21 protein-coding genes and 6 pseudogenes are annotated in these 23625 nt (G+C 70.8%); 19 read left to right on the top strand and 8 right to left on the bottom strand.

Going from position 1 to position 23625, the window contains the following annotated elements:
- Positions 1-243: 243 nt before the first annotated feature.
- Positions 244-1062: a hypothetical protein gene (locus tag ACR68M_RS00240; protein WP_441248298.1), complete on the bottom strand. Its 819-nt coding sequence runs from the start codon at positions 1060-1062 to the stop codon at positions 244-246.
- 234 nt (positions 1063-1296) lie between these two features.
- Between ACR68M_RS00240 and ACR68M_RS00235 the strand changes: the two are divergent.
- A pseudogene (locus ACR68M_RS00235) lies at positions 1297-1347 on the top strand (hypothetical protein); the annotation flags it as partial.
- 64 nt (positions 1348-1411) lie between these two features.
- Positions 1412-1526 (top strand): annotated as a pseudogene (locus ACR68M_RS00230) (IS5/IS1182 family transposase); the annotation flags it as partial.
- Positions 1527-2483: 957 nt separating this feature from the next.
- Here the strand turns inward: ACR68M_RS00230 and ACR68M_RS00225 are convergent.
- Positions 2484-2651, bottom strand: a complete 168-nt coding sequence (locus ACR68M_RS00225; protein ID WP_441248297.1) for a hypothetical protein — start codon at positions 2649-2651, stop codon at positions 2484-2486.
- Between the two features lie 659 nt (positions 2652-3310).
- On the opposite strand from ACR68M_RS00225, the pseudogene ACR68M_RS00220 reads away from it, so the two are divergent.
- The 7 genes and pseudogenes from ACR68M_RS00220 to ACR68M_RS00190 all read left to right on the top strand — a co-directional run.
- A pseudogene (locus tag ACR68M_RS00220) lies at positions 3311-3580 on the top strand (PucR family transcriptional regulator); the annotation flags it as partial.
- A gap of 136 nt (positions 3581-3716) precedes the next feature.
- Positions 3717-3965 (top strand): helix-turn-helix domain-containing protein, encoded by a 249-nt coding sequence (locus ACR68M_RS00215; RefSeq protein ID WP_441248296.1) that lies wholly within the window; start codon positions 3717-3719, stop codon positions 3963-3965.
- Positions 3966-4409: 444 nt separating this feature from the next.
- Positions 4410-6029, top strand: coding sequence for an aa3-type cytochrome oxidase subunit I (ctaD, locus tag ACR68M_RS00210; RefSeq protein WP_441248295.1), 1620 nt, complete (start codon positions 4410-4412; stop codon positions 6027-6029).
- 396 nt (positions 6030-6425) lie between these two features.
- Positions 6426-6854 carry a hypothetical protein gene (locus ACR68M_RS00205; RefSeq protein WP_441248294.1) on the top strand — a complete coding sequence of 143 codons (429 nt, stop codon included), beginning with the start codon at positions 6426-6428 and terminating at the stop codon, positions 6852-6854.
- Positions 6855-7312: 458 nt separating this feature from the next.
- The gene (locus ACR68M_RS00200; RefSeq protein ID WP_441248293.1) at positions 7313-8116 is read left to right on the top strand and encodes a DUF817 family protein; all 804 of its coding nucleotides are present in this window, start codon (positions 7313-7315) and stop codon (positions 8114-8116) included.
- A gap of 160 nt (positions 8117-8276) precedes the next feature.
- Complete coding sequence (locus ACR68M_RS00195) at positions 8277-8729, top strand: SRPBCC family protein (RefSeq protein WP_441248292.1); 453 nt, start codon at positions 8277-8279, stop codon at positions 8727-8729.
- Positions 8726-9079, top strand: a complete 354-nt coding sequence (locus tag ACR68M_RS00190; RefSeq protein ID WP_441248291.1) for an ArsR/SmtB family transcription factor — start codon at positions 8726-8728, stop codon at positions 9077-9079. The genes ACR68M_RS00195 and ACR68M_RS00190 overlap by 4 nt, the downstream gene beginning before the upstream one ends.
- Before the next feature lie 39 nt (positions 9080-9118).
- On the opposite strand, the pseudogene ACR68M_RS00185 reads toward ACR68M_RS00190, so the two are convergent.
- Positions 9119-9953: pseudogene (locus ACR68M_RS00185) on the bottom strand (IS630 family transposase); the annotation flags it as partial.
- Between the two features lie 124 nt (positions 9954-10077).
- On the opposite strand from ACR68M_RS00185, the pseudogene ACR68M_RS00180 reads away from it, so the two are divergent.
- Positions 10078-10308 (top strand): annotated as a pseudogene (locus ACR68M_RS00180) (transposase); the annotation flags it as partial.
- A gap of 202 nt (positions 10309-10510) precedes the next feature.
- On the opposite strand, the gene ACR68M_RS00175 reads toward ACR68M_RS00180, so the two are convergent.
- Positions 10511-12040 (bottom strand): alpha/beta fold hydrolase, encoded by a 1530-nt coding sequence (locus tag ACR68M_RS00175; protein ID WP_441248290.1) that lies wholly within the window; start codon positions 12038-12040, stop codon positions 10511-10513.
- A gap of 9 nt (positions 12041-12049) precedes the next feature.
- Here ACR68M_RS00175 and ACR68M_RS00170 point away from each other — a divergent pair, with 9 nt between their 5' ends.
- Entirely contained in the window at positions 12050-12793 is a 744-nt protein-coding gene (locus ACR68M_RS00170) for a hypothetical protein (RefSeq protein ID WP_441248289.1), read from the top strand.
- A gap of 110 nt (positions 12794-12903) precedes the next feature.
- Here the strand turns inward: ACR68M_RS00170 and ACR68M_RS00165 are convergent, their stop codons facing one another.
- A complete protein-coding gene (locus tag ACR68M_RS00165; RefSeq protein ID WP_441248288.1) occupies positions 12904-13194 on the bottom strand; it encodes a hypothetical protein in 291 nt (96 codons plus the stop codon).
- A gap of 54 nt (positions 13195-13248) precedes the next feature.
- Here ACR68M_RS00165 and ACR68M_RS00160 point away from each other — a divergent pair, with 54 nt between their 5' ends.
- The 7 genes from ACR68M_RS00160 to ACR68M_RS00130 all read left to right on the top strand — a co-directional run bounded on the left by ACR68M_RS00160 (position 13249) and on the right by ACR68M_RS00130 (position 19114).
- Positions 13249-13788 (top strand): NUDIX hydrolase, encoded by a 540-nt coding sequence (locus tag ACR68M_RS00160; RefSeq protein ID WP_441248287.1) that lies wholly within the window; start codon positions 13249-13251, stop codon positions 13786-13788.
- 305 nt (positions 13789-14093) lie between these two features.
- A complete protein-coding gene (locus tag ACR68M_RS00155) occupies positions 14094-14750 on the top strand; it encodes a hypothetical protein (protein WP_441248286.1) in 657 nt (218 codons plus the stop codon).
- Between the two features lie 699 nt (positions 14751-15449).
- The gene (locus tag ACR68M_RS00150; protein ID WP_441248285.1) at positions 15450-15749 is read left to right on the top strand and encodes a DUF4193 domain-containing protein; all 300 of its coding nucleotides are present in this window, start codon (positions 15450-15452) and stop codon (positions 15747-15749) included.
- A 204-nt stretch (positions 15750-15953) separates the two neighbouring features.
- Positions 15954-16553 carry a cation transporter gene (locus ACR68M_RS00145; RefSeq protein ID WP_441248284.1) on the top strand — a complete coding sequence of 200 codons (600 nt, stop codon included), beginning with the start codon at positions 15954-15956 and terminating at the stop codon, positions 16551-16553.
- A 220-nt stretch (positions 16554-16773) separates the two neighbouring features.
- The gene (locus ACR68M_RS00140) at positions 16774-16971 is read left to right on the top strand and encodes a hypothetical protein (RefSeq protein WP_441248283.1); all 198 of its coding nucleotides are present in this window, start codon (positions 16774-16776) and stop codon (positions 16969-16971) included.
- A gap of 504 nt (positions 16972-17475) precedes the next feature.
- Positions 17476-18468 (top strand): hypothetical protein, encoded by a 993-nt coding sequence (locus ACR68M_RS00135; protein ID WP_441248282.1) that lies wholly within the window; start codon positions 17476-17478, stop codon positions 18466-18468.
- A gap of 70 nt (positions 18469-18538) precedes the next feature.
- On the top strand, positions 18539-19114 hold the full coding sequence (locus tag ACR68M_RS00130) for a DUF6529 family protein (RefSeq protein WP_441248281.1): 576 nt from the start codon (positions 18539-18541) through the stop codon (positions 19112-19114).
- A 58-nt stretch (positions 19115-19172) separates the two neighbouring features.
- Here ACR68M_RS00130 and ACR68M_RS00125 read toward each other — a convergent pair whose 3' ends face one another.
- Positions 19173-19562, bottom strand: coding sequence for an ArsR/SmtB family transcription factor (locus tag ACR68M_RS00125; RefSeq protein WP_441248280.1), 390 nt, complete (start codon positions 19560-19562; stop codon positions 19173-19175).
- Between the two features lie 90 nt (positions 19563-19652).
- On the opposite strand from ACR68M_RS00125, the gene ACR68M_RS00120 reads away from it, so the two are divergent.
- Positions 19653-21641 carry a heavy metal translocating P-type ATPase gene (locus ACR68M_RS00120; RefSeq protein ID WP_441248279.1) on the top strand — a complete coding sequence of 663 codons (1989 nt, stop codon included), beginning with the start codon at positions 19653-19655 and terminating at the stop codon, positions 21639-21641.
- 255 nt (positions 21642-21896) lie between these two features.
- Here ACR68M_RS00120 and ACR68M_RS00115 read toward each other — a convergent pair whose 3' ends face one another.
- Together ACR68M_RS00115 and ACR68M_RS00110 are read right to left on the bottom strand one after the other, a co-directional pair.
- Positions 21897-22427 (bottom strand): orotate phosphoribosyltransferase, encoded by a 531-nt coding sequence (locus ACR68M_RS00115; RefSeq protein ID WP_441248278.1) that lies wholly within the window; start codon positions 22425-22427, stop codon positions 21897-21899.
- 272 nt (positions 22428-22699) lie between these two features.
- Positions 22700-23608, bottom strand: a pseudogene (locus tag ACR68M_RS00110) (transposase); the annotation flags it as partial.
- Positions 23609-23625: the final 17 nt, after the last annotated feature.

The raw sequence follows: 23625 nt of genomic DNA, 5'->3' as shown, positions 1-23625 counted from the left end.
CATCAGAACGTAGGGCTACGGTCGTTCGAATCACGGACGGCGACCCGCCCCACAGCTCTACCTCGGACACCTGGAGCGCGGCCTCTACATCGACCGCCTCGTCCAGGTCGGCGAGACCACCAGCATCACCAACCCGTTCCCCCCTCGACATCAACCCGGCGAGGCTGCGCCGCTAGTCCCGCGCGGAACCGAGACGGCCGGGGCGCGGCACGATTCGAAGGAGAGCTCCCAGGCGACATCCCATCAGGAACGGCCGAGCCAGCGGTGCTTGGCCCGGGGCTGAGACGTGGTGCCATTCGCCGGGGCCGCCGACGGGTCGTCGTACTCGCGGGAGATCACCTGGACCTGGTCCGACTCAACGTCGTGGCGCACCGTGTCCAGGCCCTGGCGGTCCAGATGGGCGATGGTGTCGGCGTGGGTGGTGGTGTTCAGAGCGAGCATCCCGACCTTCGGGTGCTTCCGGCCGAGCTTCACCTCCTCGCCTAGCAGGATCTGCAGCAGACGGTGGGCGGAGGCCGAGGGCAGGTCCTCGTCCACGGCGACGTGCAGCAGCAGGTGTTCCTCGCCGCTGGCCAGCCATCGGACCTGCGCCACCCACACCGAGCGGACGGCGGGGAACTCGCGGACCCGCCGTACCAGTGCGTCGCGCAGGGCGACCGCGACCGGGTCGGTGGACCAGGCGAGCTTCATTTCCGCCCCGGGCCCGTAGGTCGCCCAGTCCCGCAGCACCTGCTCGGGAAAGATCGCCTGCCCGTTTCCGGAGCGGACCGCGAGCACGGCAGCGCCGGTCTTCTCCAGGATGTCCCTCAGCCGCACCGCGTCGCAGTGCACCATTCCGGCGGCCTCTGGGAGTAGTTGCGCGCCGAGCGCCGCGTCGGTGAACGCGAGCAGCGTGAGCGGCTGCTCGTCGTCGGGGAGGAACATCACCGATCCGGTGCCGGTGGCGGGAACGAAGACCCCGCCGTCGAAGAGTGCGGTGAGCACCGCCGCCGACGCGGGCTCGTGCCCGTCCGCACGGCGGTCGAGAAGGTTAGCGAGAGGTACGTTCGAATGCTCGATCACGCGTGCAGCGTAGTGCCCGAACAGCCGTCGCTGGCCCCGCTCCCCAGCATCCAACCACCGGTCCACGCGGGCTTCCCCGGCCATGAGAGGCGAGGGTGTCCAGGGTGCTTCGTTCCGATCATCGGATTGTTGGTCCGGTCGTGCCGTTGACCGACGCGAAGCGGGCGCGGATAGAGCCGTTGTTGCCGGACCGGACGCCGAAGCGGGGCGGGCAGTCGCGCGATCGCCTGGAAGTTGCGGACCGGATCGCAGTGGGTACACCTGCCCGCCGAGTACGGCTCGCGGAAGGGCGTCTACACCCGGCTTCGGAACTGGGCGATCGACGGCACCTGGGAGCGCGTCTTCACCGCTGGTCCCCACCCGAGGCCACACCATCGCCGAGAAGTCCAAGAACTACCGGTACTCCACCAACCACCAGGTCGTCATCGACCCACACCCGCCTGATCGTCGCGGTCGGCACCCCCCGTGTGCCTGTCGCCGGGAGCGGCCAAGGTCTTCGCCGAACTCCCCTCGCATGCCCGGAAGATAACCGCAGACCTCCTTGACATCGCCTCCCGAGCACCCTGGGGATGCCGCCGTGGGACGCCACCGACAGCGATGGCGAGGGCCTCCGGTGCGCGGCTGTCGGCCAGCTCACCCTGGTCTACCTCGTTAACCGGACAGCCTCCCAGCTGCACGTCATCGGCATTGTCTGGCTCGGCTGACCACCGGATCACCGCCTGCCCTGGTGCGCGCTCGCGGTGATTGCCCGCCGCGCCGTCATCCCGGTGCCGGCCATCGGCGAGCACCGCTGGTTCCGGGCGCTGGCTTGCGGCCGGTGCTCTGGGTGGTCAGCGGGTGGTGCGCTTGGCGGGGGCGTTGTTCACGCGAGACGAGGACAGGGAGGGTCAGGACTGCCGGTCGAGGGCGAGCTCGGCGCAGTAGAGGGCGAACTTCAGGCTGTAGTCGCTGTGGCCGACGGTACCCCGCTCGACCCGCTCGATCTCGGCGACACCGACCGGCGGCACCCTGACGGGCCTGGTTGACGGCCTCGAGCATGACGGTGCGCTCGAAGACGATCCAGCCAGGTTCACCGTCGACGTAGTCCTGACGGGACGTGCGCTGCTCCTGCGCGCTGGTCAGAGCGGCGTGCATCGTGCGGGAGAGGGCACTGGGCATCGGGCTGTCCTTTCGGCGGTTGTGAGCGCGCGGTTGTCCGGCGGCAGGGGCCGGCCCAGGCACCCGGGAAGCAGCAGAGGTTTCTGGCCCGCGACCGACTCGGGAAGCGGCTCTGCTGCACCAGGAACTCCTGGTGCAGCAGGTGGCAGCGTGCTTATGCGGGGTGACTGGTCGGTGACGGGCACCCGGCTCCGGCAGGCCGCCGCCGAGCCGAGGCGGCCCTGGGCCCCAGCTGGGAGTCGCGTGGCCTGCCCGGCGCCAGGTCAGCGCAGTTTCGTGCGGGCGCCCCGGGGCCGGAGCTGCCCTCGCAAGGTACGGGCGGGGCGACTCGGGCGCCGGTCGGGGCGGTCGTCCATGTCGGTGCGGCGCTGGCGGGCGGTGAGCGCAGCGGTCATCGCGTGGACCGCAGCCAGGAGCGCGATCGCAGCCAACTGCGGGGGCTCCGTGATGCCCTGGGCCGCGGCCGCGGCATGGCACGGTGAACACCAGACCGCGCTTGCCACAGTGCCGTCCGGGTACTTCAGACCCTCGGGCGGCAGGTACCGCGCGCCGCATCCCTGACAGGCGAAGACCAGCCTCATCCCTGCACCACCGTCCCCGCTCCGCCACACCCGTTGCACGGCGACCAGTACCTGTGCTCCACAGCCACCTGGTTGCCTTGCGCGTCAACCTCCACCGTGTGCTGGGTCTTCTCGGTCCCCTTGGCACCCGCACAGGAACTGCAGGGGACGATCCTCGGCGACATGGGCTCCTCCGTGATTGGTGCAACTACCGTAGCGTCATGTTCGGCGCGCGGAGGGCGCTATCGGAGCACTCCCCGTGCTGGACACGATTCAACTCGTCGGCCGCCCACCCGGACAGGTCGACGACGGGGGTGTCCTCGGGCGCGTAATTGATCGTCAGGTACCGCTCGGTCGGATCGGCGGTCAGAACACCAGGCCGGTCAGCTCCTCCCAGTCGGGTGGCCGGAGGGTGGGGGCGAAGCACCGCGTACGGCACACTCCCGGCGAACAGGGGCAGGCACCGGCCCCACCCCGGACCGCGTTCGGGGCGGCAGCGTCCCGGCGGACATCGCCAGCCGGACCGACGCATGGCGGTGCCTGACGGTCGGTCAGCGCCAGCTGGCCGGGCCGCCCTGTACGCCGTCGAGAACTGGCTGACCCAGGCACTCGACGCACGGACGACCTCCCGCTGGGCGGCCGACCTGCTCCGGCCGCTGCATGCCGTGCCTCTGACCGGCCGGGACCAGTTGCTCGGCACGCTGCACCTCGGACTGGAGTTCCCGGCGACCAGCGCCGGAAAGATCCTCGGCGTCAGCCGCAACACCGTCCGGGCGAGGCTGGACCGGGCGGCCGGGCTGCTCGGCCTCGATCTCTCCCACGTGGGCGGGCGGGCGCTGCTGCACCTGGCCTTGCGGGTCTACGGCCCCGACCCCGAACCGGCCGGCCCGGAGCGGGTGGACCTGACGGACGTCCTGGGCGGCGAGGCTGCCCCAGGTGTGGGCGGCCGGACTGCTGCGGCGGCTGGACGAGGACGGGCGGAGCCTGCGCGCCACCCTGCTGGCCTGGCTCACCGCCAACACCTCCGTCGAACGGACCGCCAGGCGGCTGGGCCTGCACCCGCAGACCGTCCGTGACCACCTGCGCGGCGCCGAGCAGCTGCTCACCGGCGGCGGGGTGTACGAGGTGGCGCTCGCCTTCGCCGCTGTCGGCGAGTTGGGGCTGCCGCCGACCGTGCACACGTGACACCCGTACGGGCCGAACCGTGCACGTGTGCAGTACCGCGCGCCCGCGCCCGGCTCGTAAGGTCTGCGCAGCGGCTCGGCCGCTCACCTACCCACCGGGCGACGCCCGGTGACCAGGGTGCTCACCGGGCGGATGCCCGCTGCTACGGCTCCGGCCGTCGGCTCCGCCCGGTGAGCGACGGGCCGGCCCGGGCCGGGGTCCCCCACTACCCCGCCCAGGCTCTTCGGTGCTTCCCACTGCCGGCTCATCCAAAGCGCAGTCTCCCGGCGCGCCGCACGCGCCTGTCAGTCCCGACTGATAGTGATTGGTCGGTTACCCGGAGGCGTTTCGGGTGGCTGCTCCGAGCACGGAAGGCGCGCTTCGGTGACGATTCTCAACGAGAACCTGGGCAGGCCCCGGCCCCCGGTGTAGGCGGGCCGCCCGCCGAGGGAACCCCGGGGGCGGGTGCTGGTGAGGTGGCTCACAACGACCGATCACAAGCAGATCGGCTCGCTCTACCTGGTCACCTCCTTCGTCTTCTTCCTGCTGGCCGGCTTGATGGCCATGCTGATGCGGGCCGAGCTGGCCCGGCCGGGCCTGCAACTGCTGACGAACGAGCAGTTCAACCAGCTGTTCACGATGCACGGCACCGCGATGCTGCTGATGTTCGCGACACCACTCTTCGCGGGCTTCACGAACTGGATCATGCCGCTGCAGATCGGTGCGCCCGACGTGGCCTTCCCCCGGCTGAACATGGTGGCGTACTGGTTCTACCTGTTCGGCTCACTGATCGCGATGGGCGGCTTCCTGACGCCGGACGGCGCAGCGGACTTCGGGTGGTTCGCCTACGCACCGCTGAACGGCGGGCTCCACTCGCCGGGGATCGGCGGCGACCTGTGGGCAATGGGGCTGGCGCTCTCGGGGGTCGGCACGATCCTCGGCTCCGTCAACTTCATCACCACCATCATCTGCCTCCGCGCCCCGGGTATGACGCTCTTCCGGATGCCGATCTTCGTCTGGAACATCCTGCTGACCAGTGTGCTGGTGCTCTTCGCCTTCCCCGTCCTGGCCGCCGCACTGTTCGCCCTGGAGTCCGACCGCAAGTTCGGCTCACACGTCTTCGACCCGGCCAACGGCGGCGCGCTGCTCTGGCAGCACCTGTTCTGGTTCTTCGGGCACCCCGAGGTCTACATCATCGCGCTGCCGTTCTTCGGCATCATCACGGAGATCATCCCGGTCTTCAGCCGAAAACCGATCTTCGGCTACACCGGCCTGATCGGTGCCACCATCGCCATCACCGGCCTGTCGATCACGGTCTGGGCGCATCACATGTTCGTCAGCGGGCAGGTGTTGCTGCCCTTCTTCTCCATCATGACCATGCTCATCGCGGTGCCGACGGGCGTGAAGTTCTTCAACTGGATCGGCACCATGTGGCGCGGCTCGCTGAGCTTCGAGACCCCGATGCTCTGGTCGATCGGCTTCCTGGTCACCTTCCTGTTCGGCGGGCTGACAGGCGTGCTGCTCGCCGCCCCGCCGGTCGACTTCCACGTCTCCGACTCGTACTTCGTGGTCGCCCACTTCCACTACGTGGTCTTCGGCACCGTCGTCTTCGCGATGTTCGCCGGCTTCCACTTCTGGTGGCCGAAGATGACCGGCAGGATGCTCGACGAACGGCTCGGGAAGCTGCACTTCTGGACCCTGTTCGTCGGCTTCCACACCACCTTCCTGGTGCAGCATTGGCTCGGCGCGGAGGGCATGCCCCGGCGCTACGCCGACTACCTGGCCACGGACGGATTCACCGCGCTCAACACCGTCTCCAGCGTCGGCTCCTTCCTGCTCGGCCTCTCGACCCTGCCGTTCCTCTACAACGTCTGGAAGACCACCCGGCACGGCGAGCGGGTCGACCTCGACGACCCCTGGGGCTATGGCCGCTCCCTGGAGTGGGCGACGTCCTGCCCGCCACCCCGCCACAACTTCCTCGCCCTGCCGCGAATCCGCTCGGAGTGCCCCGCGTTCGACCTCCATCACCCGGAGATCGCGGAACTCGACCGCCAACAGAACGTCCCGGCAGAGCAGCAGCGGTAGCCTCACCGAGAGGATGTCAAGGGCGTCGAAGCGTCAGCAGGCCGCCGAGCGGTACGTGCAGGGACAGGTCCCGGCCGGTCATGGTCGGGGCCGCGTGGGCGACGGTGCCGCCGCCGCACCGGCCTTGCCGACGTCGTCCGAGGGCCAGCCGCAGGGCAGGGCCGATTCAGCAGTCTGTGCAGCCAGAAGGCGGTCCGGGCGGCGTCGGCTTCAGGAGCTGACCTTCCTGCGGACCTGATCCAGCCTCTCCACGACCGCGTCCAGCGGGAGCGGGCGTGTTCGGCGACGGCGGCCGCTAACGCCACCGCGGCCACGCGGTCCAGACCGTCCATCGAGCTGATCGGGTCCAGGTCGCCGACGGCGAAAGCCCGCAGCGCGGCCGCCACGCTCACCGAGGTGACCACCACCTACAGCGCCGCCAGCGCCACCGAGGCCGCCCTCGTCGAGCGCCTGCGTGCCGAGTTCATTGCTTCGCTGCGGACCGCGCCCCTCCCCGGCCCGGTCCGCGTGTACCTCCACGCCCTGCCCGACTGGCTCCTCGACGCCCTCCTCGACGTCCTGGACATGCTGCGCCGTGCCCGGGTGGATGAGCCCGGGACGTGGGAGCTGCGGGAGCTGCTGGTCATGCTGGGCGAGACCCTCACCTATCCGAAGGTCCGGACACCCGAGGGGATGGTCGCGGACCTGGAGCGGATCGCGGCGGTACTCGCCCTGGACATCCCGGCCGCCCGGGTGCTGGCCACTGCCCTGGAGCGCTGCCCAGTTGAGGGTGGGGCCAGAACTACCCGTTCAAGACAGGCGGGCGTAGAACAAGGAGATCCGTGAGCAGAGCGCCGCTCGCTGATCCGGGGTACGCAGAAGGGGCTGACGGATCGTCGTCAGCCCCTTCGCCGTCCTTGCGCGGCCCGGCCGGGACTCGAACCCGGTCACCCCCATGTTCTGGCGGGCCATCCTTACTACGGGATGGGCTTGTCCCAGTTACAGGTGCGGCTCATCACGACGATCAGCGAGATGCTTTTCCTGGCGACTTCCTGCGGGTCTCCCGGGACGCTGTCCGCCAGCCGTCTTCGCGCTTTCGTGGTGCGGCACCATCGCAGCTTGCTCTTCAGGTCTATTGACGTCCGATCATGGCCCACCCTCTCCGAGACCTCGCAGTGCGGCACCATGGCAGCGCGCTGGTCGCTCTGTAGAGCAGGCCTGCGCGGTGACGATGGGGGAGCCCTGCGGGGGCCGGGAACGCAAGGGCCGGGAACCGGCAGGGGTGCTCCCGACATCCAGTCCGTATGGACTCGCTGATCAACCATGCCCGTACGCTCACAGGCCAGTTGCTGCGATTCGCCTGGCTGGAGGCGCTGAGCTGCGCCTTTGCCGCCGCCCTGTTCGCCGGCATGGCCGCGGTCGAGCTGCTGCCGACGGCCCCGGTCGCGCATTACGACCTGCTGTTGGGCTTCGGACTGCTGCTGACCCTGGTGGCCTGGGCCACCGGATGGGAGATAGGGCGCGACGTCGCCGCCGTCGCGGGCTGCCATCTGCTGGGGCTGGTCCTGGAGCTGGTGAAGGTGCGGGCCGGCTCTTGGAGCTACCCGCACCCGGCGCTGACCAAGGTGGGCGGGGTCCCGCTGTACAGCGGCTTCATGTACGCCGCCGTCGGCTCCTTCGTCTGCACCTCGTGGCGGCTGCTGGGCCTGCGGCTCAGCGGGTACCGTCCACGCTTGATGGTGCTGCTCGCCGCGGCCGCCTACGCGAACTTCCTCACCAACCGCTGGTGCCCGGACCTGCGGTGGCCGATAGCGCTGCTGCTGGTCCTGGCCACGGCCCGCAGCTCCGTCCATTTCACCGTCGGCGCCAGGCGGTACCGGATGCCGCTGGCCCTCTCCTTCACGCTGATCGGCTTCTTCCTCTGGCTGGCCGAGAACATCGCCACCGCTCTGGGCGCCTGGCGCTACCCGTACCAACTGCACACCTGGCAGCCGGTCTCGGTGGCCGTCTGGTCCTCCTGGGCGCTGCTGATCGTGGTGGTCTTCGTCCTGGTCACGCCGGGCGCGGTGCGCAGGGGTGCCTCGGCGCGGTACACCGAGGCCCGCTGACCGCTAGTGCTGTGGCCGGGAAGGTTCACCGGGTTGGTGCGACCGCAGGCTCATGCAGTGGGGCTGTTGCCGACTGAGGCGGTTTTGCGCAACCGAGTGGTTGCGCCTCATTGAATGGACGTGCAACCATCGGGTAGCGCATCTAACGGAGGTAGGCAGCATGGTTGCTGACAGCATTGAGCGTGAGATCGTCATCGCGGCGCCCGTGGAAAGGGTCTGGGAGGTGCTCACCCAGGCCGAGTTCCTGGGTGCCTGGTTCGGAAGCGGCGGCCCTGCCGAGATCGACCTTCGTCCGGGCGGGAGGATGGTCTTCGACCATGGGGTGCACGGCACCCTCCCGGCCCGGATCGAGCGGGTTGAGCGACCCCGGATCTTCTCCTACCGCTGGTCGCAGGGGGCCGCAGGGGAGGAACCCGGCGAGGGCAACGCGACTCTGGTCGAGTTCACCCTGAGGCCGGACGGCGAGGGAACCCGGCTGCGCATGGTGGAGAGCGGTTTCGCTGAACTGGCGATGCCGGAGGAGGACCGGCGTGCACGACATGAGCAGAACGGTGCGGGCTGGACCCGCAAGATCGCCGAGCTGCAGCAGCACGCCGAGCAACTTCCGGTATGACGGCCGACCGCGACGCGGTCGATGACGTGCTGGTGGCGCTTGCCGATCCCATGCGGCGCAGGATCCTGGCCGTCTTGGCCGGACAAGGGGCAGGCACCGCCACCACCCTCGCCGCCGAACTGCCCGTCAGCAGGCAGGCTGTGGTCAAGCACCTCGCGGTCCTGGACCGGGCGGGCCTGGTCGCCGGGCATCGATCCGGCCGCGAGGTCCGCTACGTCCTGGCCCCGCAGCGCCTGGACGCGACCGCGCAGTGGATGGCGGGGCTGGCGGCTGAGTGGGACCTTCGGCTGCGGGCGATCAAGCGTCTCGCCGAGTCCGCCATCAACCCGGACACCGAGACCGACGGGTGACCGCCCGGCGTTGAAGAGCGGCAGCTCGGCGCGCCTCGGTCAAGCAGCTGCGGAGATCGGGCGTCCGCCCCAGCGGACGCCCTTCTCGCTGCGGATGCGGGCGCGTTCGCGGCGTTGGGCGGCCAGGACGTCGGGGTGGCGGGCGTTGGCGTTGCGCCAGCGCAGATAGCGGTGCAGCTCGCGGGTCTGGACGGTGTGGTTGGGGTGGTCGGAGTTGGCGAGGGTGAACTGCCGCAGCGGCCCGAAGTGCGCCTCGATCGGATTGGCCCAGGAGGCGTTGGTCGGAGTGAAGCACAACTCGACCTTGTTCTTCCGCGCCCACTGGCGGATCTCTCCGCCCTTGTGGGCGGAGAGGTTGTCCATGATCACGTAGATCGGGGCGCCGTCGGGGCGGGCGGCGCGGATGGACTTGAGCGCGGCCAGGCTGTTGGCGGTGCCCTTGCGGCGGCGGTTGACGCCCCAGAGGGCGTCGTCGCCGATCGAGTAGCAGCCGTGGAAGTAGGTCACGCCATGGGTGCGGTGGTAGGTCGCCGGAACTCGGTCCGGCCGGCCCTGCTCAGCCCAGCAGGATCCGCCGGTCGGGCGTATGCCGAGTGGCCCGAACTCGTCGAAAGCGAAAACGCGGTCAGGGAAGCGGTCCAGGACGTGCTCGATCCGGTCGAGTTTGGCGTCGCGGTCGGGGTCGGTGGACTCCTTCCAGGTCTTGGTCCGCTGGAAGGTGACGCCGCGTCGGCCAAGCAGGCAGCGCAGGGCCTCGCGGCCGATGCGGATCACCCGGCCGTGGACCTTGCGGAGGTAGGCGGCGAGCTTGCGGATGGACCAGCGGGTGAAGGGCTGGGCGGATGGCGTCCCTCGTCGTGGTGTAGCCGATCACGTTTGAGGTGTGCGCGGGCTCGCTCCCGGGGCGCACACCTGCGAGGGACCCACCTCCCTGAGCATGAGTCAGCCACCGTGCAACTCTCCCTAGTGAACTGCCAGTTCACCGCAGGAGGTAAACGGTGGCCCTGCCCCAGCATGACCTGCTACGCCTGCTGGAGTCACTACGTTCGGCGGACGGGCTCGAACTCGTCCGCGGTGTGGCCGAACGGATGCTCCAGGAGCTGACCGAAGCCGAGGCCACGGCGAGGACCGGCGCCGAGTGGAGCGAGCACACCGAGACGCGAACCGCGCTGCGCAACGGGCGCCGGGACAAGACGCTGACCACTCAGGTCGGCGACCTGGACCTGGCCACTCGCCCGGGTGCCGGGGCCGCGGCCTCCGTGTGGCTTCCGGCCTGCTGCTGACGGAAGGCCACCTCGATGTTCACCACCGCGCTCGCCGCACCCGATGTCGACGACGGCGCCATCGGGTGCCGGCGACGTCCCGGCCGGGGCGGCGCAGGCCTTGCCGGGTGTTCCGTGATGTCCTCGTCCGCCACGTCGTGGGCCGGGTTCACTGCGGTGCTGTCCCGCAGTGGAGGCCCGGCGGCGGCAGTGTGCCGGTGCTGATGTAGGTGTCGATGGCGGCCGCGGCGCAGGGGGAGTTGTCCAGGCCGCCGTGGCCGTTCGCATCGGCTGTCAGTAGCCGGCTGCCGGCCAGCCGGTTCGCGACGTCCCGGCCCCAGGTGTATGGGTTGATGGGGTCGCCCGTGGTCGCCGTGACCAGCACGGTGGAGGACGGGTGGATGCGGGCGGGCAGCGTGGCGGCGAGCGGTGGCCCCGAGTTCGGCCGGCCGAGGCAGCCGGTGTACACGTCCCAGGCGACCGAGCTGCCGCCGGTGTGCGGGGCCAGGGCCGCCATCTCCTCGGTGAGTGCGTGCAGCTGTGACCAGTCGGTGGCCGGGGTCGGCTGGTCGGCACACGCCTGCGCCCGGCTGCCGGTGTTGTCGGGGTCGCTGTAGGTCAGCGCGACGAAGTCGCCGAGAACGGTGCCGTCCCCGCTGTCCGCCTGTGCGATCGCGGTGGACAGCAGTCGCCAGGAGACCGGATAGCCGACCAGGAACGTCCCGGCCGCGATCCGGACCTCCGGCGCGGTCAACGGTCGTCCCAGTGACCCGCCGTCGACCATGCCCTTGGCGGCCTTCGTCACCACACTGTCGAACACCTGCCCGGGGTCGCGGCCGTGCAGGACGCACTGGTCGGTCGACACGCCAGCGCACCAGGACACGAAGTGCGCGAAGCCGGCCTCCTCCGCCCGGGCGACGTCGAGCACTCCGGTGATGGCCGACCGGTAGGGATCGACGACGGTGTCCAACACCATCCGCCCGGTCCGGCGGGGGAACATCGCGGCGTAGACGACTCCGAGCTCGCCGCCGGTGGCCTGGCCGATCCAGTTGAGCGCCCGTTGGCCCAGAGCGGCCCGGACGGCGTCGATGTCACGTGCCTGGCTGCGCAGTCCCGTCCACGCCAGCAGTGGTCCGCTCGCGGCCCGGCAGGCCTCGAACGTGGACGCGTTGTGTGCGGCGAGGCGTCGCAGGTCCGCGGCGTCGGAGGGAAAGCCGGAGACCGCCGGATCGTGCGCGGCAAGCGGGCAGTGCAGCGCCGAGCTGTCACCCAGACCGCGCGGGTCGGCGACGACGATGTCCATGGACGCGTGGACGCGGGGCAGCAGTGCCAGGTAGTGGTCGCCGTGCTGGAGGAAGTACGCGATCTGCGAACCGCCGTATCCGCCCAGTTCCTCGGAGTCGGCAAGCACGGTACCCCGGGGTGTGCCGGTTGCCGGAACCCGCATCAGTGCCAGCGCGGTCGCCGGCCCGTCCGGTTCGGCCCAGTCCAGCGGCACCGTCAGCTGCGCGCACTGCGCGCGGAACCGGGCTGCCGCCGGATCGGGGCAAGGTGTCCAGGCGATGCGGTCGACGCCGATGGCGGCGGACCGTGCCGCACGTGCCCCGGCCGGTGCGGCAGTCAGCATGAGCAGGGCGGTCACCAGCCCGCATACGAGCGCCTGGGCGACGCGACGCCCACCAACGAGCTGTCGAGGCATGTGGCTCCCTTGCCTTCTGATGACAAACCACCGCGACTTGGGTTCTCGCCACGGAGCCGTACCGCATCGGGATCACTACGAAACCTGCCGAACGGCGAGCCGCTCCCGTCAGGCTCCGCCCACCCCTGGCCCACAGCCGCAACGCCGGTCCCCGCGGCCCGCACGGAGCTACGCCGCCGGTGGCACCGGACCTACGACCTGGGCCTGTGGCCCACCGTCCACCCGGTCACCGGCCGCGAAGGGCTGCCCCCGGTCGCCCTGGTCGTCGAGGCCGGCCGCAAGCGCACCCGCCCCGGCGCCAAGCCGCCCACCCCGCAGGAGAAGGAGGAACAGGCCAAGCCGGACCACCGCCGCCTGCTGCGCCGCCTCCAGAACGTGGAGGCCGCCTCCGAGGCGTCCTGGCACGCGCCCGTGTACCCCGCGTACCCCGCGTACGGCGACGCCGGCACCGCCCGGGACCACCACCGCGAGCTGCCGGCCGTGGCCACCACCCCGCCGCTGCTGCGCCGCCGTGGCGCCGGCGCCCCGATCTGGCACCGGCTCGGCCGCCCCGGCTGGAACACCTCGCCGCTGCGCTCGACAACCCGGACGGTGACCAGCTGCTCACCGTCGAGCGGGCCACCGCCGAGCAGGTCTGGCAGGCGAAGGAGAAGACGGAGCGGGAGCGGCACCGCCCGGCCTGCACCCGCCGCACTGCGCCGTTCTCGGACGAGCGATGGGCCGAGCGCGAGCAGGCCGCCGCCGAGACCGTAGCCGCCGCGGCGAAGCGCAGCAGCTCCTGGTGGCGCCGCCCCTGACCCCGCCTCACCCCGGCGCAGGCCGCTGACCTGCACTGGGGAGCTTCACCGGCCCGGTGGTGAGTTTCACCCCGGGATGCCGGTGAGTTTGCCCGCCAGCCTGGTGAGTTTCGGGTGTCGGCGCAGGTCAGCGGCCGGTGAGAATCGGTCGGGGCTGGGCTGTGCGGGTGACGGCGGGGTTCGGCGGCACGGTCTGGTGGGCAGAGCCTGCGACATGACGACACCCATGACCAGGCGCCGCCGCCGTCCGGCCGCGCCCACCGCGCCCACCGCGCCCATCGCGCCCATCGCGCCCATCGCGCCGCCCGGCGCCGGCCTGGCCCGGCCCGGCGGCGGGTGCTGTCGGACCTGGTCCACCGCCCATCTCACCCAGGGCGGCCTGGTCGTCCGCACCACCTGGCACGAGCCCGCGTGCCCGGCCTGCGCCCGGCGGCGACCACCAGCGGTGCGGGCAGCGCGCCGGTCCGCGTGCGGGTGTGCGCGGTCCTGCTCCACGACGGCCAGGTGTGTCTGATCCGTCGCCAGCGCCCGGCTGGCCCCCAGCTCTCCCTGCCCGGCGGCCTGGTCGATGACGGCGAAGACCCGCCGACGGCGCTGCGCCGGGAACTGCTCGAGGAGCTCGGCCTCGACCCGGACGCCCTGCCCGCGCCACCGCTGCTGCGCTTCGTCCAGGACCAGGAGACGCTCCGTCCCGGCGAGAGCGCGCCGTTCCGCCGCCAGCACCTGGTCTTCACCGCCCACCTGCCGCACGACCTCCACCGCGCCGTCGCCCGTACCGAACAGGACGACCACGACCAGGCACCCGCGGTCCGGGTACCCGCGGACACCGCAGCCGGCCTTCACCTCTACCCGGCTATCGGCGACGCCCTCCACCAGGCCGCCCGGCCCCACACCACCACCGGCCCGCTGCTGCTCCCGGCGATGACCGGCGCCTCGTACCAGTGGTGCTGACACCGCGTACACCCCGGCGCTGTGACTGTGCATCGTGGTTGGCCAAAGTTCTCAGGGTAGTTGGCCAGGCTGTACGAGGCTGTAGGCCGTGATCTCGTATAGCTGCCGCCACCCGTCATGTAGCAGAACGTGATGGGGCTGCGGTGTGGTTCTGCGCTTTCCGTCCAGTTGGGCGGGGTGATGACTGATCGGCGAGAAGGTGTCCAGGGTCGGGCCGACGCTGCGGCTCTGCCCCGGGACGGCCACCGGCGTGTCGGTGCCACCGTCTAGGCTTCCCGGCGACTACGACTTCGGGAAGTGATCGAATGTCCTACGACGAGGACGAGTACGAGTTCATGCCCGCGCTGAGCACGACCCTGGCCGATCCGTCCGGGGGTGTGCGGACCCTCGACGGCTGGCGGATCGAGCGGCTCGGCCTGATCCGGGGGACCGCAGGCGACGGTACGATCTACGATCCGCTGGGGCCGGAGGGCGGGGGCTTCCCGATGCGGCCCGGCGGCACGCCGGTCTACCTGATCGCCCGGGAGAACGCACCCGGGGTCCCGGTGGCGGTCCTGGTGCACCCTGGCGAGAGCGTCCCGGTCCGGACGCAGGACTGGGGCGACCGCGTGGCGACCCCGTCCGGCCTGGCCGTCGTGCATGCGAATCCCAGCAGGACCTGGATCGAGCCGGGCATCGGGATACTCAAGCGCGCCTGGGCCACCCTGCACGCACGTGCCGCCGAGGGCAGCAGCTGGAGGCTGGAGAACCTCCGCGAGATGCTCCAGCACGCCTCGGTGGACCCGGCTGACTGGCCGGTGGAGCCGGTCGAGGGCGACTTCGCGAACGACTGGCTGATGATCCCGGACGAGGACGGAACCGGCACCGTGCTGGGCTTCCTGGCCGACCCGGACGGCTCCAGCACGACCGAGTGCCTGGACGCCGAGGGCAACACGGTGGCGATCCTGCTCACCCTCGAATAGGGAGCGCATTCGGCCCACCCTGTCCGCGTACTCGTCGAAGTGGCTCTGGCAGGATTTTCGTAGCCGGAGATCATCCTGGGTCGGCAGCAGGTCGGCCTGCGTATCGGCGGCGTAGGCGGGCGATCAGTACGACTCGTTGGCGGAGGAGCGGGACACCGGCGCGGCCTCCCATGATGCGTTTCTGGAGCTGTGATGTGCGGTGTTGGTGTCAGCGGGGTGCGGTTTTACGGTCAGTGGCTGTTGGGGGGAAGCGCTGCGGGTAGGGCGGCGTCGTCCGGCCGGAATGCTGACATTGTCCCGTGCATCCGCTGACGTGAGGCCGCGTCAGCCGGTGACGTCCCGTCCGTGCTTCACAGCCAGCCGCGGCCCGGGCTCATGCGGGCAAAGGGCCCGGAACCCAGTGGGAGAGCACTGGTCGCGCAGTTGCCAGAACCGCACGCCGCGAAGGCGATCTAGGGGCTGGACTCCTGTCCGTTTTCCCAACCCGTGGCGCGGCCGTCGAGTGGCTCCTGACCGATCGCTGGCAAGGACGGCCCCGGGAAGCGGCACGGCGCACCGCACAGCGCTGGACAGGACGTAGCCTTCAGTGCTGCTGGAGACGGCGCAGCGTCCTCGGTGCAGTGCACCCGACCGGACAGCACCTACGACAACCTGCAGATGAACAACCGCGGGAACGACCACAACGACAGGGGACAACCAATGGCAACCGACTACGATGCCCCGCGCAAGAGTGACGAGGACGGGTCGCACGAGAGCATCGAGGAGCTGAAGACTCGGCGCACGGACAGCTCGTCCTCCGCCATTGACGCCGTCGACCAGCTCGAATCCACCGACAGTGTGGAACTGCCCGGCGCCGACCTCTCCGGCGAGGAACTCACGGTCACCGTCCAGCCCATGCTGGCGGACGAGTTCACCTGCTCGAACTGCTTCCTCGTCCACCACCGCACTCGGCTCGCGCGCCTCAAGGACGGGAAGCCCATCTGCCAGGACTGCGACTGACCGGCCACCGCTCCCGGCGGATACCGGTGGTACGGAAGGCGTCCGAGACCCGGGGCAGGCGGGGTGATGAGGCTTCGTGAAAGCGGCCAGTCATGCTCTTCGTTCCCCACTTGGTTGAAAGCGTCAGGTAGTGGCGCCGAGAAGGATCACGGCTGTCTGGCCCCCGGGATGTTGTTGTTCCACCTGTGCTGCGAGAATCCTGCGGTGACCAGCCTGAATGAGACTTCTCGTGCCGCCCTGCTCCGCCGGGGCTTCGTCCTGGAGTACGCCACGCTCGGCTGGAATGTGGTCGGCATCGTGGTACTGGCCGTCGCCGCGCTGGCCGCGAAGTCGGTGGCGCTGGCTGGCTTTGGTCTGGACTCGCTGATCGAGATCGGCGCGTCGACCGTGGTGCTCTGGGAGCTGTCCGGCACCGGGCAGGAGCGTCAGCACCGGGCACTTCGGCTGATCGGCGGCGCGTTCGTGCTCCTGGCGCTGTACCTGCTGGTGCAGTCCGCCGTGGTGCTGGCCACGGGCTTCCGTGCGCACCACTCGACGCTGGGCATCGTGTGGACGGCGGTGACCGCCGCGGTGATGTTCGCGCTGGCGTTCGCAAAGGCACGAACGGGAAAGGCCCTCGACAACCCGGTACTCAAGACCGAGGGGCGGGTCACGATGGTCGACGGCATCCTGGCCGCCGCCGTCCTGCTGGGCCTGGCGATGAACTCGGCATTCGGCTTTTGGTGGGCTGATCCGCTCGCTGGCCTGGTTGTGGTCTTCTACGCAGTCCGCGAGGCGAAGGAGATCTTCGCGGGCAACCACTGACCGCCTGCGCCGGCTGCCGCTGGGGAAGCAAGGCGAGCAGGTCTGTCCCGTTCCCGAGCAAGGGGTGGGGAATTTCAAGAAGCGCCATCAGGGGCAGGCAGGTTCGCCGATTTGGACTTCAGCGGCCTTCCTGGCGCTCACCCGCCACCTCGGCACTCACTTCCATCACCGAGTTGTGCGCCGACTCCGTGGCGACGATGCCGATGGACCCCGGGTGGGCTTGGATGAGGGACACAGCGGAGCCGACGGGCTGGCCGCAGCCGCCACCGCAGCCCTCGGCAGCTGCGAGGACCTCCTCGGCCAGATCCGGCCCGGCACCCGCGACCCGGGTTGGCTCGACTACTTCAACCTCTCGCGCCTCGCCGCCGACGCCACCGGAGATCTACCGCGACCTGGGCAAGCCTGCGGCCTCCCTTAGCTGGAACGAATAGGCCGCAGCCATGCCGGCCAACCGCTTCACCCGCGCCACCGGCCTCCGTCCGGCCGTCGTCGCAACTACCCACCTGCAGGCCCGCGACCTCGACCAGGGGCTCGCCACCGCCCACCAGGCCGCCGGCGTCCTGACCGCTGTCAGCTCCAACCGCGGCACGTCGTACCTGACCAGCGTTGCCGATGCCCTAACCCCCTGGTCGAAGGAGTCTGCAGCCCGCGAGTTCGGCCAGCGACTCAAGAGCCTCACCGCCGTGATCAGCGAGTACGGCCCAGTGGATGCCGTCCGGCCCGTTCTGAGAGAGTGGCTGCTCGACCGTCCCACCCGCACGCCAACCTTGCCGCTGCCTGCCTTTACCAATGACCGCCACCGGGACCGAGCAAATCGTCGTGTCCTCCCTGCCGGAGCTACCAGCCGCGTTCGCGTCAGGACGCGCGCAGGGGACATCAACCCCCGGCTGGGGGCGGCTATCCGGATACGTATCATCTGCTCATGCCATCCGTCGCAACATCTTCCGTGCCCGCCTACGACCTGTGCCGAGCCGTTCCCGGACTCGGTCGGCTGCGGGCCGCCGCGCAGACCGGCGACTGGGTGGCGATCCGCGCGGGCTTCGCCGAGCTGACTGAGCAGAATGACGTCGTCGCCGCTGCCCGGACGGTCGCCGAGGTTCCCCGGGTGGCCGCCATGCTGAACGCGGCGATCACTGCTGCCGGTTATACCCCGGAGGGGGTCCTGCCCCGCGTTCTGCTCGCTTACAACCACATCCGGCTCGGCTGGATCGTCCGAACCGGTTACCGCGCCGAACATGTCTCCGCCTCGAAGTTCGCACGCTTCCACGAGCACCTGGTCCAGGCCGAGCGGCTGCTCGCCGACGCGCTCGATCTGGACCAGGACTCCGCCCTGGCCTGGTACCTGAGCCTGATGACCGCCCGTGGCCTGCAGCTCGGCCAGGCCGAGGCCCGGCGCCGGTACGACCGCGTCGTGGCTGTGAGCCCCGGCCATTACTACGCGCAGAGCCAGTTGCTGCAGCAGCTCTGCCCTAAGTGGAGCGGCAGCTGGGAGGCCGTGCACGCCTTCGCGGAGGAGTGCCGACGGACGGCGGCCCCCGGCGGCCTCGGCGCGGTGATCACAGTGGAGGCGCACCTGGAGCACTGGATGGACACGGGTCGTGGCCTGCGCTTCGTGTACTGGCGACGGCCCGGCGTGCGGGGCTCCCTGATCGCGGCAGCCGAGGCGTCCGTGCTGCACCCGGCGTACCAGCCGGACGCCAGCCGGATAGCCGTGCACTCCGTGTTCGCCGCTGCCTTCAGTGTCGCGGGGCTCCGCTCGCGCGCCTTCCGCCACTTCGAAGAACTCGGCGAGTTCAGCGACCGGCAACCGTGGGAGAGCATGTACGCACTGGCGGCCGCCGAGCGGCTCCATCACCGGGCCGCTGCCCGCCGGGCCGCGCGCTGGGCCGACATTCTTGGCCGCCGACCCCACTGACTACTGCCCCATCCCCCAACGGGCCACCTGCACCGGATGCAGCTCGACATCGACAAGGGACTGGCCCCCCTTGCCGATCCGCGAGTTGGCCGCGCGGTGGGCACCCCCCGGCACCACCGCGCTGCGCCTGACACTTGCCGCCGCGCTTGCCGCCGCCGTGACTGTGGCCCTGTTCGTCACCGGCCGCCACCAGAGCCCCGACTACACCGCCCAGCTGTTCGGCCAGTCCGGCGCAGCGGCGCTGCGGCTCAAAGCACGGCTGGCCACGGCCGTCCTGGCTCTGGCGCTCGTGCAACTGGTCCTGGCGCTGTGGATGTACGGGCGCCTCCCGGGAGCAGGCCAGCCGCCGCGCGGTGTGCCGATGGCCCACCGGATCGGCGGGATCGTCCTGTTCGCCGTCACCATCCCGATCGCGGTGCAGTGCATGTGCGCCTACGGAGCACAGACCGCCACGACCCGTATCGCCGTGCACTCCCTCGCCGGCTGCTTCTTCTACGGCATGTTCGCCGCGAAGGTCCTACTGGTGCGCACCCGCCGCCTGCCCGGCTGGGTCCTGCCCCTCGCCGGCGGCACCTTGATCACGGTCGTCGCGGTGCTCTGGTACGTCAGCGCCCTGTGGTACTTCAACGGCAACGCCCTGCCCTGAACAGGATGCACGCGCTTCCAAGTGGAAGCGGAGCGGGCGGAGCCAGCGGGCGCTGCGGTCACGGCTCGGCGAGGGCGGTGTCCTCCGTCTCGTAGGCGTCGCTGATCCCCAGGCGCAGGTGGTCGATGTGGTAGACGGCCTGGTCGAGGAGCTGGGCGACGTGGTTGTCGTACAGCGCGTACACCACGGAGCGGCCGTTGCGCTGGCCGGTGACCAGGCCGAGGTTGCGCAGCAGCCGCAGCTGGTGCGAGCACGCTGACTGCTCCATCCCGACAGCGTGGGCGAGCTCGGTCGCGGCGCAGGGGCCTTCACGCAGGCGGGCGAGGATCAGCAGCCGCGAGGGGGTGGCCAGGGCCTGGAGGGTGGTGGCGACCTTCGCGGCGTTGGCCGCGTCCAGGCGCGCACGCGGGACGGCGTTCTCTGCGGCAGTGACGACTCCATGACCCATGTGCCCATCATACCGACGACGCATGAAGACCTGTTCATGCATTCCTGTATGGTGGGTGAGTCGCCCATCCTGCCCGAAGGAATCCCTGCCATGTCCACGACCCTGACCGAGCGCCCCGCGCCCGCCGCGGCCTCGCTCCCCGGTGTCGCTCCCCGTCGGCGCACGCGGGTGTTCTCACTGCCCGAGGCCCGCTGGGCCGCCGCCGCCCTGGTGCTCTTCCTGATCGCGCTGCCGCTTCAGCTGGCCGGCGTGAGTGCCTGGGCCTGGGCCCCGCTCTACGCCCTCGCGTACGCAACCGGCGGTTGGGAGCCCGGCTGGGCCGGACTGCAGGCCCTGAGGGAGAACACCCTCGACGTCGATCTCCTGATGATCGTCGCGGCGATCGGCGCGGCCTCGATCGGCCAGGTGATGGACGGCGCGCTGCTGATCGTCATCTTCGCCACCTCCGGCGCCCTGGAGGCCCTGGCCACCGCCCGCACCGCCGACTCCGTGCGCGGCCTGCTCGACCTCGCCCCCACCACTGCTACGAGGCTGCTGGACGACGGCACCGAGGAGACGGTCGCCACCGAAGCACTCGCGGTCGGGGACACCATCCTGATCCGCCCCGGCGAGCGCGTCGGCGCCGACGGCCGCGTCCTGGATGGTGCGAGCGAGGTCGACCAGGCCACCATCACCGGCGAACCCCTGCCCGTGGCCAAGGAGGCCGGCGACGAGGTCTTCGCCGGCACCCTGAACGGCACCGGCGCCCTGCGGGTCAAGGTCGAACACGACGCCTCCGACTCCGTGATCGCCCGGATCGTCAAGATGGTCGAGGAAGCCTCCGAGACCAAAGCCCCCACGCAGCTGTTCATCGAGAAGATCGAGCAGCGGTACTCGATCGGCATGGTCGCGGCGACGCTCGCCGTCTTCCTCACCCCGCTGGCCTTCGGCGCGGCGCTGACCGGCTCACTGCTGCGGGCGATGACCTTCATGATCGTCGCTTCACCGTGCGCCGTGGTGCTGGCCACCATGCCGCCGCTGCTCTCCGCGATCGCCAACGCGGGCCGGCACGGTGTGCTGGTGAAGTCCGCCGTGGTGATGGAGCGCCTCGGGCAGGTCGACGCGGTCGCCCTGGACAAGACCGGCACGCTGACCCAGGGCACCCCGCGTGTGACCGACATCCGGCCGCTGGCCGGCTCCGGCCTGACCGAGGACGCGCTGCTGGCGCTCGCAGCAGGGGCCGAGCACCGCGGTGAGCACCCGCTGGCCCGCGCGGTCGTGGACGCCGCCCGCGCCCGCAACCTGGTCCTGGCCTCCGCGGAGGACTTCACCTCCGCTCCCGGTATCGGCGTTACCGCCACCGTGGCCGGGCGCACGGTCGCCGTCGGGGCCCCCGCCCGGCTGCTGAACGGCGCCGAGGACGCCGTGTCCGGCAAGGCTGCGGCCGTCGCCGGTGAGCTGGAGGACGACGGCCGCACCGCCGTGCTGGTCGAGGTGGACGGCGTTGCGGTGGGCGTGCTCGGGATCGCGGACCGGCTGCGGCCGGACGCCGCCGCCACGGTCGCCTCCCTGGCCTCGCTCACCGGCAGCGCGCCGATGCTGGTGACCGGCGACAACCCGCGCGCAGCCGCCCGCCTGGCCGCCGAGGTCGGCATCACCGACGTCCGGGCCGGGCTGCTGCCGCAGGACAAGGTCACCGCCGTCCAGGAGCAGGAGAAGGCCGGCCGCAGGGTCCTGGTGATCGGCGACGGCGTCAACGACGCCCCCGCGCTCGCCGCCGCCCACACCGGCATCGCGATGGGCCGGGCCGGCTCCGACCTCGCCCTTGAGACCGCGGACGCGGTGATCGTGCGCGACGAACTCGCCACCGTCCCCGCCGTCGTCGCGCTCTCCCGCCGGGCCCGCAGCTTCGTGGTGCAGAACCTGGTGATCGCCTCGGTGTTCATCACCGGCCTGGTCGTCTGGGACCTCGCCGGTACTCTGCCGCTGCCGCTCGGTGTCCTCGGGCACGAGGGCTCCACGGTGATCGTGGGCCTCAACGGCCTGCGGCTGCTGCGCGAGGCCGCGTGGAAGCGCACGAGCGCCGAGGGCGGCAAGTGAGCCGCCGCAACCCGCGCAAGGCCGCCGCCCCCGTCCAGGGGACGGCGGCCCGCTGCACCGTCACGGTCTGCCGGGGCTGCTGCTGCGGCACCCCCAAGGTCCCCGGGCTGGACCACCGGGCCCAGTTGACCGGCCTGTGTGACTCCCTCGCCGAGGTGGCCACGGTCCGCCCGACGGACTGTCTGGACGCCTGTGAGCAGGCCACTGTCCGGGAAGCTCGGGGCACCTCAGAGCTCGTCACTGCCAGGCGGCCAGTCAGCCGACGGCAGCGGTGCGCAAGTCCTCTGCGGTCAGCAGCGACAGCAGGCTGATGCCTTCCGCAGCGAGGGCATCAACACCGCCTTGCTCACGGTCGATCACGCACAGGGCCTCGTTCACGGCGGCCCCGAGGCCGCGCAGATCGGCGGTCGACAGCACGATCTGTCCGCCGCTGGTCACCACGTCCTCGACTACCAGCACACGGCGCCCGACTACTTCGGCTCCCTCGGCCAGCCGACATGTGCCATACGGCTTGGCCTGCTTACGTACGAAGGCGCACGGCAGACCCGTGTGCCGGCCGAGTGCGGTCACCACCGGAATGCCGCCCATCTCCAGACCGGCCAGAACCTCGGTTCCGGCTGGCACGAGCGGGGCCATCCGCTGGGCGATCTCGTCGAGCAGAACGGGGTCGCCCTCGAACCGGTACTTATCGAAGTACTCGGTGGCGGTGCGTCCGGACCTGAGCGTGAACTGCCCGGTCAGATGGGAAGCGGCGTGGATGCGGCGAGCAAGATCAGAATTCTTCACAGGCGACCAGTCTTCCAGCTGACCAGCCCAATCAGCTCACCGACTCCCAACCTGGCACCGCATCCCCGGTGGAGGGTGGGGTAGGCGGCGTACTGGGTGAACAGCCACCGGGTGGCCTGCGGGGGCAGGTCGGGGAAGCCCTGGGCGGGGTCGAGGGCGCGGCCCGCGGTCTGGGCTTTGACGGCGTGGTAGGTGGTCTGCCAGCGCACGTGCCAGGGCGGGTTCCACCACGGGTCGAGAGCGGCCAGGGCGTCGGCACGGTCGGCGGGCAGCCGGCCGGCGGCATGCCAGTCTCCGTGTTCGCGGCGGGCACGGTAGTGGGCGCCGGCTCCGGGGGAGGTGCGCAGGGCGGAGAACGCCCAGAGGTAGCCGACGTGGTTGAGGCGGTTGTTCCTGACCATGCGCCGGCCGACGTGGCTCTTCTTGCCGGAGGCGCGGGTGACCGGTGCGGCTCCGGCGTAGGCCTTGAGGCCGCGGGCGTCGGCGAAGCGGGCGCGGTCGTCACCGACCTCGGCCAGGACGCGCGCGGCGAGCTGCACCCCGAGGCCGGGAAAGGACAGCAGGATCTCGGCATCGGGGTGCTGGGGGAAGAGATCCTCGACCGTCCCGGGCGAGTTCGTTGGCGGCCTGGCAGGTGGCGTCGAGCTGGTGAAGGAGGGCGAGCATCTGCTTGCCGAGGCGTCCTCGACGAGCTGGGGCTGGTGGGCGTACACGCCGCGGAAGACCTCGCGCAGGCGCTCGGTCTCAGTGTCGAGCTTGCGGCTTCGGCCGGCGCGCTTGAGGGCGGCGGTGATCTGGCTACGGGTCAGGCGTGCCGCGCGCGCCGGGGTGGGTGCCAGCCGCAGGAGTTCGCGGGCCTCGGGTCGGCAGAGGCCGTTCTGCCAGAGCGCGAAGGCGTTGTGGGCTGCGGGGTAGTACTCGCGGAGCAGGGAGTGGAGCTGGTTGGAAATCGGCTGGCGGTTCCACGTCGCGTCCTGCTGGGCCCTCGCCATCACCGCGATGGCGCGGGCGAGCTCGGTGTCGGCGGGCATGGGGCGGTGCATCGGCATGTCGGTGCGCAGGATGTTGGCCAGGACCCATTTCCCAGCTGCCCTCCTGCCTCCACCCGCGGCAATGGGCTCGCGGCCAAACCACGCTTCCGTGGCGTTGCGGGCCGCTGCCCCGTGCAGCGTCTTGATCGCCCTGCCGGTGGAGGCGG

It is taken from the genome of Kitasatospora sp. McL0602 (assembly GCF_052076145.1).
GTDB lineage: Bacteria > Actinomycetota > Actinomycetes > Streptomycetales > Streptomycetaceae > Kitasatospora.
This window is presented reverse-complemented; position numbering and strand designations above follow the sequence as displayed.

Bases quoted from the DNA above. Each gene is read 5' to 3' on its own strand.
- ACR68M_RS00195 (WP_441248292.1), top strand. From the start codon at position 8,277: ATGGTTGCTGACAGCATTGAGCGTGAGATCGTCATCGCGGCGCCCGTG.
- ACR68M_RS00135 (WP_441248282.1), top strand. From the start codon at position 17,476: ATGCCATCCGTCGCAACATCTTCCGTGCCCGCCTACGACCTGTGCCGA.
- ACR68M_RS00125 (WP_441248280.1), bottom strand. From the start codon at position 19,562: ATGGGTCATGGAGTCGTCACTGCCGCAGAGAACGCCGTCCCGCGTGCG.
- ACR68M_RS00190 (WP_441248291.1), top strand. From the start codon at position 8,726: ATGACGGCCGACCGCGACGCGGTCGATGACGTGCTGGTGGCGCTTGCC.
- ACR68M_RS00120 (WP_441248279.1), top strand. From the start codon at position 19,653: ATGTCCACGACCCTGACCGAGCGCCCCGCGCCCGCCGCGGCCTCGCTC.
- ACR68M_RS00155 (WP_441248286.1), top strand. From the start codon at position 14,094: ATGTCCTACGACGAGGACGAGTACGAGTTCATGCCCGCGCTGAGCACG.
- ACR68M_RS00200 (WP_441248293.1), top strand. From the start codon at position 7,313: ATGGACTCGCTGATCAACCATGCCCGTACGCTCACAGGCCAGTTGCTG.
- ACR68M_RS00150 (WP_441248285.1), top strand. From the start codon at position 15,450: ATGGCAACCGACTACGATGCCCCGCGCAAGAGTGACGAGGACGGGTCG.
- ACR68M_RS00175 (WP_441248290.1), bottom strand. From the start codon at position 12,040: ATGCCTCGACAGCTCGTTGGTGGGCGTCGCGTCGCCCAGGCGCTCGTA.